General features: G+C 48.7%; 9 protein-coding genes. 2 read left to right on the top strand and 7 right to left on the bottom strand.

The annotated features are described in order from the left end of the window. The first annotated feature begins 46 nt into the window (after positions 1-46). Entirely contained in the window at positions 47-1,219 is a 1,173-nt protein-coding gene (locus tag AC58VC_RS30925) for a DUF2515 domain-containing protein (protein ID WP_497374578.1), read from the top strand. On the opposite strand, the gene AC58VC_RS30920 is transcribed toward AC58VC_RS30925, so the two are convergent. The 5 genes from AC58VC_RS30920 to AC58VC_RS30900 form a co-directional block, all read right to left on the bottom strand. Further along, complete coding sequence (locus AC58VC_RS30920) at positions 1,200-2,891, bottom strand: putative polysaccharide biosynthesis protein (protein WP_497374576.1); 1,692 nt, start codon at positions 2,889-2,891, stop codon at positions 1,200-1,202. The two genes, AC58VC_RS30925 and AC58VC_RS30920, sit on opposite strands and share 20 nt — an antisense overlap. A 47-nt stretch (positions 2,892-2,938) precedes the next feature. After that, positions 2,939-3,418, bottom strand: a complete 480-nt coding sequence (locus AC58VC_RS30915; protein WP_497374574.1) for a DUF456 domain-containing protein — start codon at positions 3,416-3,418, stop codon at positions 2,939-2,941. Positions 3,419-3,465: 47 nt separating this feature from the next. Then, positions 3,466-4,203: a Cof-type HAD-IIB family hydrolase gene (locus AC58VC_RS30910; protein ID WP_497374572.1), complete on the bottom strand. Its 738-nt coding sequence runs from the start codon at positions 4,201-4,203 to the stop codon at positions 3,466-3,468. 27 nt (positions 4,204-4,230) lie between these two features. Continuing rightward, positions 4,231-6,105, bottom strand: coding sequence for an asparagine synthase (glutamine-hydrolyzing) (gene asnB, locus AC58VC_RS30905; protein ID WP_497374570.1), 1,875 nt, complete (start codon positions 6,103-6,105; stop codon positions 4,231-4,233). 276 nt (positions 6,106-6,381) lie between these two features. After that, on the bottom strand, positions 6,382-7,248 hold the full coding sequence (locus AC58VC_RS30900; protein ID WP_497374568.1) for a helix-turn-helix transcriptional regulator: 867 nt from the start codon (positions 7,246-7,248) through the stop codon (positions 6,382-6,384). 134 nt (positions 7,249-7,382) lie between these two features. Between AC58VC_RS30900 and AC58VC_RS30895 the strand changes: the two genes are divergently transcribed. After that, the gene (locus AC58VC_RS30895) at positions 7,383-9,383 is read left to right on the top strand and encodes a glycoside hydrolase family 127 protein (protein ID WP_497374566.1); all 2,001 of its coding nucleotides are present in this window, start codon (positions 7,383-7,385) and stop codon (positions 9,381-9,383) included. A gap of 92 nt (positions 9,384-9,475) precedes the next feature. Here AC58VC_RS30895 and AC58VC_RS30890 read toward each other — a convergent pair whose 3' ends face one another. Together AC58VC_RS30890 and AC58VC_RS30885 are read right to left on the bottom strand one after the other, a co-directional pair. Next, positions 9,476-11,542: a peptidoglycan D,D-transpeptidase FtsI family protein gene (locus AC58VC_RS30890; protein ID WP_497374730.1), complete on the bottom strand. Its 2,067-nt coding sequence runs from the start codon at positions 11,540-11,542 to the stop codon at positions 9,476-9,478. Positions 11,543-11,713: 171 nt separating this feature from the next. Continuing rightward, a complete protein-coding gene (locus tag AC58VC_RS30885; RefSeq protein ID WP_497374564.1) occupies positions 11,714-13,792 on the bottom strand; it encodes a peptidoglycan D,D-transpeptidase FtsI family protein in 2,079 nt (692 codons plus the stop codon). Positions 13,793-13,809: the final 17 nt, after the last annotated feature.

Here is a 13,809-nt window from a genome sequence, read left to right as displayed (position 1 = left end):
AGGCCAACAATAAGGAGATGATTCGGGTTCGGTCGAGGAGGTCATTATGAGATCAATAAGTTTGGACACTATCCCTTTATCAACAAACATTGCTGAAAGATTAGAAAAGGGCCTCGTCCAGCAATTAGAACTGCTTCGAGGCGGTGTTCAGCCTTTCCCTCTTACATTGGAGGAGAGTGGGCTAGTGGAGGCTATCCGGGTAAGAACCCAGAAGGAGAACCGGAATAACGTAACGCGTACAATGGCCTATTGGGCTTGTTACCAAGCGTATCCTGAGCTTCACTGGGCTCTGCTTGCCCATATGGTCTCCCGCAACGGCGGCTGGAACATGACCGACCTGAAAGGCGAGCTTTTACCACGTCTCGTTGACACTGATCAAGCTGAGCACCTGTTTGCTTTTCTAGAGCGCGCGAACGCTCTTATTTTTCAAGATGCTTATCCGCAATTGCTGCTTTATGAGGCTAGTAAGAAGTGCAAGAAGAATCTGTTTCACTTGCTTCCCCATTTAGATATTTCTATGTGGATGGTTCCTGTCTGGCATGAATTTTGGACTGGCACAGACTCCGCCGCGCTAACGATTGCTCTTATTGTGAATGAACAAAATTATATCGAACAGCGTATTGTCCAAAAGGGACAGTTCCAACAAACCGTGCTAAATAAGGCACTTTTCAAAGCCCAAGGCTGGCTGCAAATGAATCAAGTCGGTTTCCCCTTTTGGTCCCAGTCCACCGAAACCGATTCCCCCCAGCCCCGTCTGGCTGGACTTATTCTCGAGAATTTTGCCAACTTAGCTGAACGCATAGGCCTTGGGAAAAACCTTTATGCTCTTCTATTCGGAGTACCTGAAGTTCTGCAGGGCGTTCTCCGCTTCGCCACATCGACGCCTCACACGGGTTCACGCGCGGACTATTGGCCCCACTTATTTTCCTCTATACAAAAAGCCCCCCCTGATTATCTTTATCAGGAGAGGCTGGATGGCTGCTTCCTTAAGCAAGGAAGCTCGCCTTTGTATAGTCCTACACTTGAAACTGTATGGCCGGATAGGCCGCTTATGCCCGTGGAACCTGGCGACTGGTTTCAGGACATCGAAGCACCAATGGAGCATCTGCGCCCGATCGAAGTGCCACAGACCATTGATCTAACCCCCGCCATGAGCGAAGGGCTTAATAGCATTGAGCTTGCCATACTTGCTGCGCAGGCTATGAACGTCGTCCGGTAAGGCGACTTGCTTTGCCAATCAGCTTTTGAACAGGCGCTGGAAAATTCTTCACGTCGTCCTTGGTAACAACTCGCGTCACCATTAGCATCAGCGGGTATAAAGCTGCCGTGAAGCCGCAAACGAGCACAGCGTTGATTCCTTCGTTGATCCTGTACAAGCTCGTTGGTTGCAGATATGTATGGGTCAATCGCTCTGCTGCGATGCCTAAGCCGGCGATGACCACAATCGAAATCATTAAACCGATGAAGCGTCGTCCAAGAATGGTGAACTTCACTTCTTTGCGCAGCGTGCGCAAATTGAGCCATGACATGGCGATGAAGCAAAGTCCTGTGGAGCCGATGATGCCATAAATGCCGAACAATGGAGCAAGCAAGAAGCTTCCTGCCAGCTTAACCGCAATACCAACAGCAACATGCAGCATCAGCGGTTTCATACGGCCCATGCCCATCAATACGGCACCGGAGGTCTGCATGATAATTTGGAACATAGCACCTAAAGTTAACAAGGAGATCATGTAGGGTCCGTGACTCATACCATAAGCTGTATCCTCATGTCCAAACATGAAGAAATCGAGCGGACGCGCAGCAATTGCGATCACAAGCACCGCAGGCAGTCCCGATAGAATAGACAACTGCAGCACTCTGGTTGTTTGGTGCCCCACCTGTTTCAGATCTTTGCGGGAGTAAGCCGCTGAGATGATTGGCACGACAGATTGACTGAGCGCAATCGCCAAGATAATCGGGATACCCGCGAGAGATTGCGCGCGGCCTCCGATAATACCGACCAACCCAAGCGCCTCGCTGCTGCCAATTGTTCCCTCCAATAGGGGAATAATGATCGATGTATCGATCGCATAGACCAACGTAACCGTCACCGAAAAGATGACGATCGGAATCGACAGCTTCAGCAGGCTGCGGTAAATGTCCCTATACTTTGCCGGCGCTGTTGCTGAAGCCGAGGAATGTCCGGCTGCAGTTTCATTAGCCGCCGCGTGAGACACATGCTCTTTCAACCTTTGAGCATCCCTGCGTTTGAGTTTCATCGCATAGTAGAGCATAACCGCTAGAGCGGCAATTCCCCCCATGACTCCACCGAATGATGCACCTGCTACACCCCAGGCCAAGCTAATGTTTAATAGAATAAAGGCAAGACCAATCGAGGTGACCAGTCTGAATATTTGTTCCACAACTTGCGATACCCCGTTAGGCATCATGTTTTGTCTGCCTTGGAAGTAGCCGCGCATAATCGCAATTAGCGGGAAGAAGAGCATGGCCGGCGCGATAGCGCGAGTTGCCAGCGTAGCGTCGGGTCCCCCGCGTGAAATTTGTTCGGCATAAATCGGTGCGAATACATATAACAGCACGGTCATGAGCGCACCGGCAACGATAGCAAATAAAATGGCCGCGCGATAGATTCGCTCTGCCTCGGCAGGTCGTCCGATTGCGTATTTCTCCGACACCATTTTGCTTAACGCGCTGGGAATCCCTGCCGTTGCTACAACAAGAAGAATAGAGTACAGATTAAAAGCAATCGAATAACTGCCCATTCCACCCTCATGCAGCAGGTGAACCAGCGGAATACGCTGGAAAACGCCGAGAAACCGCGCTACAAGCGCGGCTACGGTGAGAATGAGCGTCCCTTTTACAAGAGAATCTTTGGTTTCCTTCGTCAAATGTGTTCCTACTCTCTAATCCCGTATTCAAACAACATCCTGTTCAATTAAAAAACCCAAATTAAGAAGAGAACAATCATCGCAAGCTGCAGTACGATTTTGACAGCACTACTGGCAAAGAAACCGATCACGGAGCCAATCCCCGCGCTGATCGCATTCTGCCATTTGGTGCCGATGATGATTTCGCCAATCACAGCACCTAAGAAAGGTCCTATGATTAATCCGAAGGCCGGAATGACGAAGGGCCCAATAATGAGGCCAATAGTACTCCCAATCACAGCCGCCTTCGAACCTCCGAATTTCTTGACTCCCATCGCGCTGACCGCATAATCAGCAACCATAATAATGATGACAATCAGGGTTTGTGTCGTCCAGAACACCCAGCCGAACGGCTCGAAGCTAATCAACCACCCGTACAGGAAGAATGCTGCATATATCGCCAAAACACCTGGCAGCACTGGATATACCGCGCCTACCATACCTACAACAAACAAAAGAATGACCAAGCTCCAGGCTAACGTGATCATGGACTCATCTCCATCCGTTATTGTACTGGCTAAAAGTCTTATAGCTTTTACAGCATATACGCATGAATGATTTTGGCGACCGCACTTTCTTCGTTGGTAACCGTCGTGATATCTGCAATCTGTTTAACTTCATCCTGTGCATTGCCCATGGCTACACCAAGACCCGCTTCACGAATCATCGTGATATCATTCTGGCTGTCTCCCATCGCAATGACTTCCGACATCTGAATCCCCAGAAGCTGACAAACGGCCTCCACACCACTCGCTTTACTAATCCCAAGCGGGTTTAATTCAATATTCGAGGGATGGGAATTGGTGATTTCAAGTGTTCCCCAGCTCTCGGCAATTTCGCGAATTCGGTGTAATTTCTCCGCATTTTCCGTGAAGAAACCGAACTTTAGCCATTCGCTGTTCGGGATATCCAAGCCTTCACGCTCGCGGTTGAAGACCCCTTCTTCGACAGAGTAAGCCCACCACCAGCAGTCATGCTCCTCAGCTAATGCATGCAAGCGGCTCACGGTTTCCACAGGAAGCAGTGTCCGCCGAAGCAATTTATCCGGCGACTCCCATACTTCGCCGCCATTCACCATAACCATAGGTGTAGACAACCCCAACTCCTGAATATAAGGCATGGCGCTTATGGCTCCGCGGCCGGTCGACATGATGACTATTTTGCCAGCCTCCGTCGCTTGACGAATGGCGGATTGATTTTCCGGAGATATTTTCTTCTCCTCATCCAGTAAGGTACCGTCCATATCGAGGGCTATTAACTTATAAGTTCCCACGTTCCCCATCTCCTGTCCTTCATAGACCTAGTAAGCAGCGAGTACTTTCTTAGGCAGCTCTTCCATAAAAGTCATATGCCAGAGGGCAAAAATATAGATCGTCCAAATCCGGCGCGCATAATCGCCCTGACCGCTCCGGTGCTTCTGAAGCATGCGTTCTACCGTGTTCATGTTAATGTAATCTTCAATCCCGCTGGCTTTGATCTGCTCAAGCAGCACATCACCCATCGAGCCTTGAATCCATTGGCGCAGAGGTACTGGGAAGCCCAGCTTCGGACGATTCAGAATCGGATCCGGGATGATGCCTTCCATCGCTTTGCGGAAAATATATTTGGTTGTTCCATTCGCAATTCGATATTTCGCCGGGATGCGGCGTGCCACCTCGAACAGCTCTTTATCTAGGAAAGGAACACGCAGTTCAAGCGAATGCGCCATCGTCATCTTATCGGCTTTCATAAGGATATCACCGGGCATCCACAGATTCATGTCGATATATTGCATCCGGCTGACCGGATCGAGATGTTTGGTCTTGTTGTAATAATCTCCAGCAATCTGCACCGGATTCTTGTAAGCCCGCAGCATCTCCGTATCGAGGCGCAGTACTTCCGCTTTCATATCCTCTGTGAAAATCTTCGCGTTGCCGAGGAAACGCTCCTCGAGCGGCGTCGTGCCGCGCAAGACATAATTGCGCCCCTTCACGCTGCTTGGCAGCATCCGGGCGAAGCGATTCAGCATGCGCTTGATCGAATGCGGCAGCTGATCAATCGGCCGCAAGGATTGCGGCTCGCGATAGATGCGATAGCCGCCGAACAGCTCGTCCGCGCCTTCGCCGGACAGCACAACCGTCACGTGTTCGCGCGCAAGCTGCGCCACGTGGTAGAGGGCAATGGCCGAAGGATCGGCGACAGGCTCGTCCTGGTGCCAGATCGCCTTCGGCATCGTACTGAAGAAGTCATCCTTCGTGATGACTTTATCGTAGTGCTCTGTGCCAAGCGTCGCAGCCGTCTGGGCGGCGATCGGCGTTTCGTTGTTGGCGCCTTCGAAGCCAACGGAGAACGTGCGGATCGGTTCGATGTTCCGCATATGGGTGGCGATGGCCGTGGAGTCAATCCCACTGGACAAGAAGCATCCCCGCTCCACATCACTGACCATGTGGTGCTTGACGGAGTCCTTCAACGTTTCGCGGATTTGCTCCACATAATAGTCAAAAGGACGTTCTTCCGGCTCGAACATCGGATCCCAATACTTATGTATCGTCATTTCACCATCGAAAGTTACCTTTACATAGTGGGCTGGCGGCAGTTTGTGGATGCCGTGGAACATCGTATTCGGCTCTGGCACATATTGAAAGGTCAGATAGTTCAGCAAGCTGTCCGTATGGATCAACCGGTTCATGCCGTCCGCAGCGAGCAAGCTCTTAATTTCAGAGCCGAACAAGAACTGACGGTCGTTGACATGATAGTAAAACGGCTTAATGCCGAAATGGTCTCTCGCTCCGAACAGCTGCTTCTTTTTCTTGTCCCAGATCACGAACCCGAACATGCCGCGCAAATGCTTGACGCATTCCTCTCCAAACTCCTCATAAAGGTGAACAATAACCTCCGTATCACTATGCGTGCGGAATTGGTGCCCGCGTTCCTGCAGCATTCCGCGTAATTCTTTGTAATTATATATTTCTCCGTTAAAAATGATCCAAACGGAATCATCCTCATTGGCTAGCGGCTGATGTCCTTCTTGAATATCAATAATGGACAACCGTCGAAACCCAAGACCAATCCGATTATCCGTCCAAAAACCGGAATCGTTCGGTCCCCGATGCACAATCACATCTGTCATTTGCTGCAGCATTGCAACCGTTGGTTCTCTATCTTCAAAATACATCACACCCGTAATACCACACATGGTGAAACTCACTCCTCCGTACCATTCATCAAACTATCTCTCGCGACTACCGATACATTAGTATACCATATCCGTCCGCCATACTGGAAATAGGATGAAAGTACGCATTCAGCTGTCTATCATAGGAAAATGAAGGTAATGATCAGTCTTTTTAATGATGCTGTTAATCGCGTTGTTTTCATGCTGTCCCCCACCTTTCTTTTCTCTGTGCACAAAAGTTTACCTAGCGCAACTTTTGGCGTAAAGGAGGGCTTTCCTCCTTACATCACCATATGCTTAGGTAGGTAAAAGGGTTCCGCCTCTTATATATTGCTTCCGGTAGGCGAGCGGTGAAAGTCCTATTTTGGCCCGAAAACAGTTCGAGAAGTAAGCGGCATGATGGAAGCCCACCTCCTCAGAGATGCGCTCAATAGACCATTGCGTTTTCAGCAGCAGCAGCTTGGATTGTTCGATTCGATAGGCAACCAGATATTCTAATGGCGTGCAGCCATACACACTTTTCATACAACGGCTCAAGTAATTCGGATGAAAATGAAACTCCTCAACTAACCTCTCATTGGTCAAATCATCCGAGTAATGCTGCTTAATATAAGCTTCGATACGCTCAGCCAACCTATGTACTTTGGACTGTTCATCAGGCTTATTTCCGATGTCTAGCGTACGCAAGATCTCCGTGAAAATACGCTGTTCTTCCCAGAACGATAACGATCTCTCAGAGACGGACATCTCTTTAAGTTGGCGCCAAAGCAGCTCAAGCCGTTCAGGGTCCGACACCGCCCCTTGTTGATGCAGCGTAATTTCATTTTTTTGAGGTAAAACGAACTCGCTGAGCGGAAGAGCCTTGCTCTCTCTAATTATGTACGGGGTCACGGTTTGAAAATGCAGCCAATAAAAATGACAGTCCGCATCGCACGGCCTCACAGAATAATGATATTTATCAGGAAGCAGCAGTGCATACTGGCCCTCGGTCAAGCGCCATGTCAGCTCCTCTTCCCCCAAATGAAGTGTACCCTTTGTAATGAAAAGAAGATCATACATCCCTAACCTTGCACGATCCGGGTGCGTGTCCCCTGCCGTATAGGTGCTAAATCCGCTTTCCAAATAATAAGGCAGAGGCGGTGCAGCTAGCGATATCTCTTTCATCAGGCGGCGGACTCCTTTAATAAATTGTGTGAAATTTTATAAATAATTAGTTGCATTCCCACCTATTTCTTCCCCATTATCCCTCATATAATTGGAGTAAGTAAAGCCTATTCGCAAATTCGGGAGGTTGCTTCATGTCAAATACACTGCTGCCTGAAAAACACAAATTGTCTCTGAATCAAGTCCAAATCAACGACGACTTCTGGAATCACTACGTCAGCCTAGTTCGAAATACCGTCATTCCGTATCAATGGGAAGCGCTGAATGATCGCGTTCCGGACGCTGAACCAAGCCATGCGATCCATAATTTCCGAATTGCCGCAGGCTTGGAAACAGGGGAATACCATGGCTGGGTGTTCCAAGACTCCGATCTCGCCAAATGGCTCGAAGCCGTCGCCTATTCTCTTCAACAGCACCCTGATGCAGCTTTGGAGCAGACAGCTGATGAGACAATCGACCTCATCGTCCAGGCACAGCAAAGTGATGGTTATTTGAATACCTACTATACGATCAAGGAACCCGGCAAGCGCTGGACAAACTTGTATGAATGCCATGAATTGTATTGCGCAGGCCATATGATTGAAGCTGCAGTTGCTTACTTTGAGGCTACAGGGAAAAGGAAGCTGCTTGATGCGATGTGCCGTTTTGCGGATTATATTGATGATGTTTTCGGACCCCAGGACGGGAAGCTAAGAGGTTATGACGGGCATCAAGAAATTGAACTCGCCCTGATCAAATTGTATACGGTAACGAAGCAGGAGAAATATCTCCAGCTTGCCTGCTATTTCATCGATGAGCGAGGACAGCAACCTGATTATTTCGATGGCGAATGGGAGCGCCGGGGCAAAACCTCAATCTATCGCGCTGGTCAAACCCCAGCGCCGAGTCTGAGCAGTATATATAATCAAAGCCATCTGCCTGTTCGTGAACAAGATACAGCAATCGGACATTCGGTTAGAGCCGTATATATGTACACGGCAATGGCTGATTTGGCTAGGCTGACTGGGGACGAGAAGCTGCTTGCTGCTTGCAAGAAGCTGTGGGCGAACATGACGCAGAAGCAAATGTACATAACTGGCGGCATCGGTTCGACGCACCATGGGGAGGCGTTCTCGTTCGACTATGATCTGCCGAATGATACGGTGTATGCCGAGACTTGCGCTTCCATCGGCTTAGTGTTTTTTGCACAGCGTATGCTGCGTATTGAAACACGAAGTGAGTATGCCGACGTGATCGAACGAGCGCTATATAACATTATCATCGGCAGTATGAGTCAAGATGGCAAACGCTTCTTTTATGTGAATCCGCTCGAGGTTTGGCCTCAAGCTTCAGCGGAGAATCCCGGTAAACGTCATGTCAAAGCTGAGCGCCAGAAATGGTTTGGGTGCGCTTGCTGCCCTCCTAACTTGGCACGGATTCTCTCCTCGCTTGGAGAGTACATTTATACGACAGAAGCAGGACGAATCAATTGCCATTTGTTTATCGGCAGCGAAAGCACGATTATGTTGGATGATGCGATACAAGTTGGACTGAAGCAGGTATGCTCGTTGCCTTGGAAAGGGGAGGCCTCGCTTGCGTTAAGCTTGGCTCAACCGCGTTCGTTCACACTTGCGTTGCGCGTACCCTACTGGTGCGACGGCCAACCACAATTGCTCATCAACGGTGAGAAAGAGGATACGTACACGGCTCAGAATGGCTACGCCATTATCGAGCGAATTTGGACAGACGGTGACATCGTCACTTGGCTGCTTCCGATGGAGGCACATCTCATCCAAGCTAATCCGCTCATCCGCAGCAATGCCGGGAAAGCCGCGATCCAAAGGGGGCCGCTTGTGTACTGCGTTGAGCAGGCCGACAATGGGACTCCACTGGCTAGCCTTAGTCTCCAGAGCGGAACGAGGCTGAAGGTCGAGGCTGACGCAGATGTGCTTGGCGGCACAGTGAGGATTGAAGCCGAGGGCTTTCGAGATGCCACACCTGAGGCATGGGCTTCGGATTCAGATTCGGATTCGGCTGAGCCGTACCGCCGTTGGGCGCCATCGGCTGAGCCAGTCGCCTTACACGCTGTTCCCTATTTCCAATGGGGAAATCGTGGGGTTGGTGAGATGGCGGTGTGGATTCGAGTACGCCAGTAAAAGCATGAGGAGAGAGGCTGCTGTCTGAGGCAGCCTCTCTCTTCTTGCTTTTTCGTGCGGTTAACGGAACTATGGACCGCTATTTCGGCAGACTACCAAGGCCGCTTTCCGCCGCCAAGCTTCGTCAAAACGCCGTCATTGGCAGCATCGTAAGCTTGAAAGATCTTGGCGGCAATCGGGGCTGCCCCATAGCGCCCAAAGCCGCCTTCCGGCACAACTACCGCGACAGCAAGCTTCGGGTTCTCGGCGGGTGCGAAGGCGATGAAGACCGCGTTTTCAACCGAACCTCCCGATACACTTTGGGTGGACGTTCCTGTTTTGCGTGCCACATTAAACGGTAACTCTTCAATCCCTTCTGCGCCGCTTTTCATCCCATGGATAATGGTGTTCCAATCCTCTTTGGCAAACTCTGAGGAGGAATCTTCCAGGATCTCAGACTCTACTTTCCTAACCAATTGGCCCTGGTAGTCGCGAATTTCATCTACGAACAACGGCTTCATCCGCTTCCCGCGACTAGCCAAAGTAGCTGTGTACTGAGCAAGCTGCAAGGTTGTCGTTTTCTCATTTTGTCCCCATGATGCGTAGACCATTGCGGATTGATAACTGTCTTTTACAGCATTTTTGATAAAATCATTCGATCCTGCAAGCTCGCCTGGCAGCCCGCTTCCTGTTTTGATCCCCATTCCGAATTTCGCCATGTACGCTGCCCATTTGGCAGTCACAGCAGGATCTTCTCTGCCGAATTTGGCCCAGAAAGGAATACCGACTTTTTCAGACATGAACGTGTTAGAGGAATGTTCAATGGCCCCTGCAGCATCCATATCCCCGTAAGCCGCTTTCCCCGAATTGGTGATGGTGCTATTGCCTCCTTTTCCAAAGCTAAACGACCCCGTATCGTAATAAATCTTGCCAGACCTGCTGAAAAATTTCTCTTTAAGCCCTATCAACACGGACATAGGCTTGATCGTGGACCCCATGAACACAATGGATGATGGATGTTTCGCATTTTCTTTTTCATCTGGATACTTAGCTTTAGCCGTTCGAATGCTGCCATTGGGAATAAAGGTTTCGATTTCTTTATAGACGTTTGCCGACATACCACCGGTCCACGCATTTGCATCGTAATCTGGATAGTTCGCCATCGTAACCACGCGTCCCGTATCCACCTCCATAGCAACGGCAAACCCGGAAGCTGCTTGCATCCCAAGACTCAAATACAAATCATTGGCATGCGATGGGCTGCGCAAGTAACTAATGTGCTCCTCCAGCATTCGTTCTGTCGCTTTCTGGATATCTTTATGTAGGGTCAAATATAAATTATTTCCTTTAACCGGAGCCGTAACATCGGCTCTCCCAATTATTTTGTTAACGGCGTCAACAGGGTATGTCTTAGTGCCGTTTCTGCCGCGCAGCTCATCCTGATACATGCGTTCAATGCCATCGAATCCCACATTTTCTGAGCTCAAATATTCCTGAACCATAGGGCTGTCTTTGTAGATTTCTTTGGCTGTCGGTGAAGTAAAAGAGTTCGTATACCCCACTAAATGCGTAGCAATTGTAGTCTTACCGTCATCATCCATTTCATAAGTGCGAATGCTTTCCTCCGTTACGTCTAACCATTTGAATTCATCCCTGTGCTCTAAAATATAGGCGATCTCATCGCTAGACAAATCTGCCTTTATTCTTCGTGGAACCCAGTAATAGCTCGGTTTTTTGATTTCAACCTTATGGTAGTTGTAGCCAATGTCCATGGCTAGAATGATTTCTTCCGGGGTCGGGCTTTTCGAGTTGGGTTTGGCATACTTGTCGAAAACATCGGACTTAAGACGATCCGCTATTGCAATTAAGTCATCTAACTTTTGCGCGCTGGGATCAATTCGAAAAAATAAGGATTGCATAGGAATGGTATATGCAAGCGGAGACTTCGAGGAATCATAGATGTTGCCTCGGATGGGAGCAATTTGAATCGTTTGTGTGCCATTTCTATTCTCTGCGGCCTTATGTATTTTGGTTTCAACAAACTGCAGCATAGCCAGTCGCACGATCAGTATGGAAAATAAGACAAAGGTTACAAAGAAAAAAAGATTGATCCGCAGCGAAAAATGCCTCTTTTGAGCCAACTCTTTTTTCTTCGGATCATCCGCAATCGGCGATTTCATCACTGTAAAGCCCCCTTCTGTATCAGGATGTATCCTGATACAGACGGAGTGGCCATCAACTTAGTTCACTAAATTTTGGAAAACTTGGTTCACTTCTCAAAACAAGCATATAAAAAAACCTTCAAGCCCACTTGTGAAGTGGATTTGAAGGTTTTTTACGCTTTACTACTTCTACCAAGGCCTCTTTCCGCCGCCAAGCTTGGTCAATATACCTTCGTTGGCTGCATCGTAAGCCTGAAAGATTTTGGCAGCAATCGGGGATGCGCCATAACGCCCGTAGCCGCCTTCCGGCACGACGACCGCAATAGCGAGCTTCGGATTCTCGACCGGCGCGAAGGCGATGAACACAGCGTTGTCGATGGTTCCGCCTGCGACGGCTTGCGTCGAAGTCCCTGTCTTCCGAGCTACGTTATACGGAAGCTCATCAATGCCTTCCGCGCCACTCTTCATCCCATGGATGATGGTGTTCCAGTCATTTTTGGCGAACAAAGCGCTCGAATCTTCCAGCACTTCAGGCTCCACTTTTTTGACTAGTTCACCTTCAAAGCTTCGAATCTCATCTACGTACAACGGCTTCATCCGTTTACCGCGGCTCCCCAGTGTGGCAGCGAATTGCGCGAGCTGCAGCGTTGTCGTTTTCTCGTTCTGTCCCCATGAAGCATACACCATGGCAGATTGATAACTATCTTTTTTGGCGTTCTTACTAAAGTCATTCGAACCTGCAATTTCGCCAGGTAAGCCGCTTCCCGTTTTGACGCCTAAGCCGAACTTCGCCAAATATTCCGCCCATTTGTCCGTTACGACGGGATTTTCGCCGCCATATTTCTGATAAAACGGAATCCCGACTTTCGCCGACATATACGTATTAGACGAGTGTTCGATAGAGCTGGAGGCATCCAAGTTTCCATAAGCCGTTCTCCCTGAATTGGAAATTGAACTTGTAGAATTCGCCTTACCGAACGTGAAGGTACCCGAATCGTAATAGTATTGATTGGAAGGTGTAATCAATTTCTCAGTTAAACCAATCAGAACGGACAATGGTTTGATTGTGGAACCCATGAACACGATCGAAGACGGATGTTTTGGTCGCTCCTTATCAGTGTATTTTGGGTACGCAGTTGTAATCGAACCATTAGCAATATAGGAACCCACTTCATCTAATGTCGCTTGCGAGATGCCGCCTGTCCATTCATTGGAATTGTAGTCAGGGTAATTCGCCATCGTTACGACGCGCCCCGTGTCTACTTCCATAGCAACCGCATAACCGGCCTGCGCATTCGCCCCATATTTGATAAAGGCATCATTCCGCGCATAGGGGGTATGTAAAAAAGCAATCTGATCGGCGATCGCCTTTTCAGCCGTTTTCTGAATATCTTTATTGATCGACAGATACAAGTTGTTACCCTTAGTCGGCTTCGTTACTGTCGCGCGGCCGATAATTTTCATTGCGGCATTTACGGGGTAAATTTTATACCCATTTTTCCCTCGAAGCTCGTCCTGATACATTCGCTCGATGCCATCGAAACCGACATTTTCGGTATCGAGATATTCCTTACTGTTTTCATTATCTTGGTACATCTCCTTGGCTTTTTCTGTCGAATAGCTTTTGAGGTAACCAATTAATTGCGGAGCGATCGTTGACGGTATTCCGTCTGTGTCCATATCGTCCAATTCGTAAGTCCGGATGCTCTCTTCTGTAACTTCCAGCCACTTGAACTCATCCCTGTGCTCTAATAAATAAGCGATTTCTTTATTGGACAAATCGGTTTTGATTTTACGCGGAACCCAGTAATAACTCGGGTCTTTTACTTTGTTTTTATTGATATCATAGCCTAAGTCCATGGCTAGCACGATATCCGCGGGCTCCAGCTTCTTGGAATCCGGTTTGCCGTATTTATCAAAAACGTCTGTCTTAAGCTTATTCGCCATGCGAATGACTTCATCTTTATCCTGCTGGGAAGGCTCAATCCGGAAAAATAAGGACTGCACTGGGATGGTATAGGCAAGAGGTGATTTCGTAGAGTCATAAATGTTGCCTCGGATCGGAGCAATTTTATTCGTCTGATTCGTATTCGTATTCTCTGCTGCCTTCAAATCTTTGGCTTGAACGAATTGTAAAATGGCCAAACGTACGATAAGTACGGAAAATAATAAGAACGTTATAAAGAAAAAGATATTGATCCGAAACGAAAAATGCCGCTTCTTGGTAATTTCTCTTTTCTTTGGATCATCCATTATGGATGGTTTCATCACACTCAGATCCTTTC

The sequence above is a fragment of the Paenibacillus sp. J22R67 genome, assembly GCF_059692175.1.
Note: the sequence above shows the minus strand (reverse complement) of the source record. Positions and strands in the feature narration are given on the sequence as shown.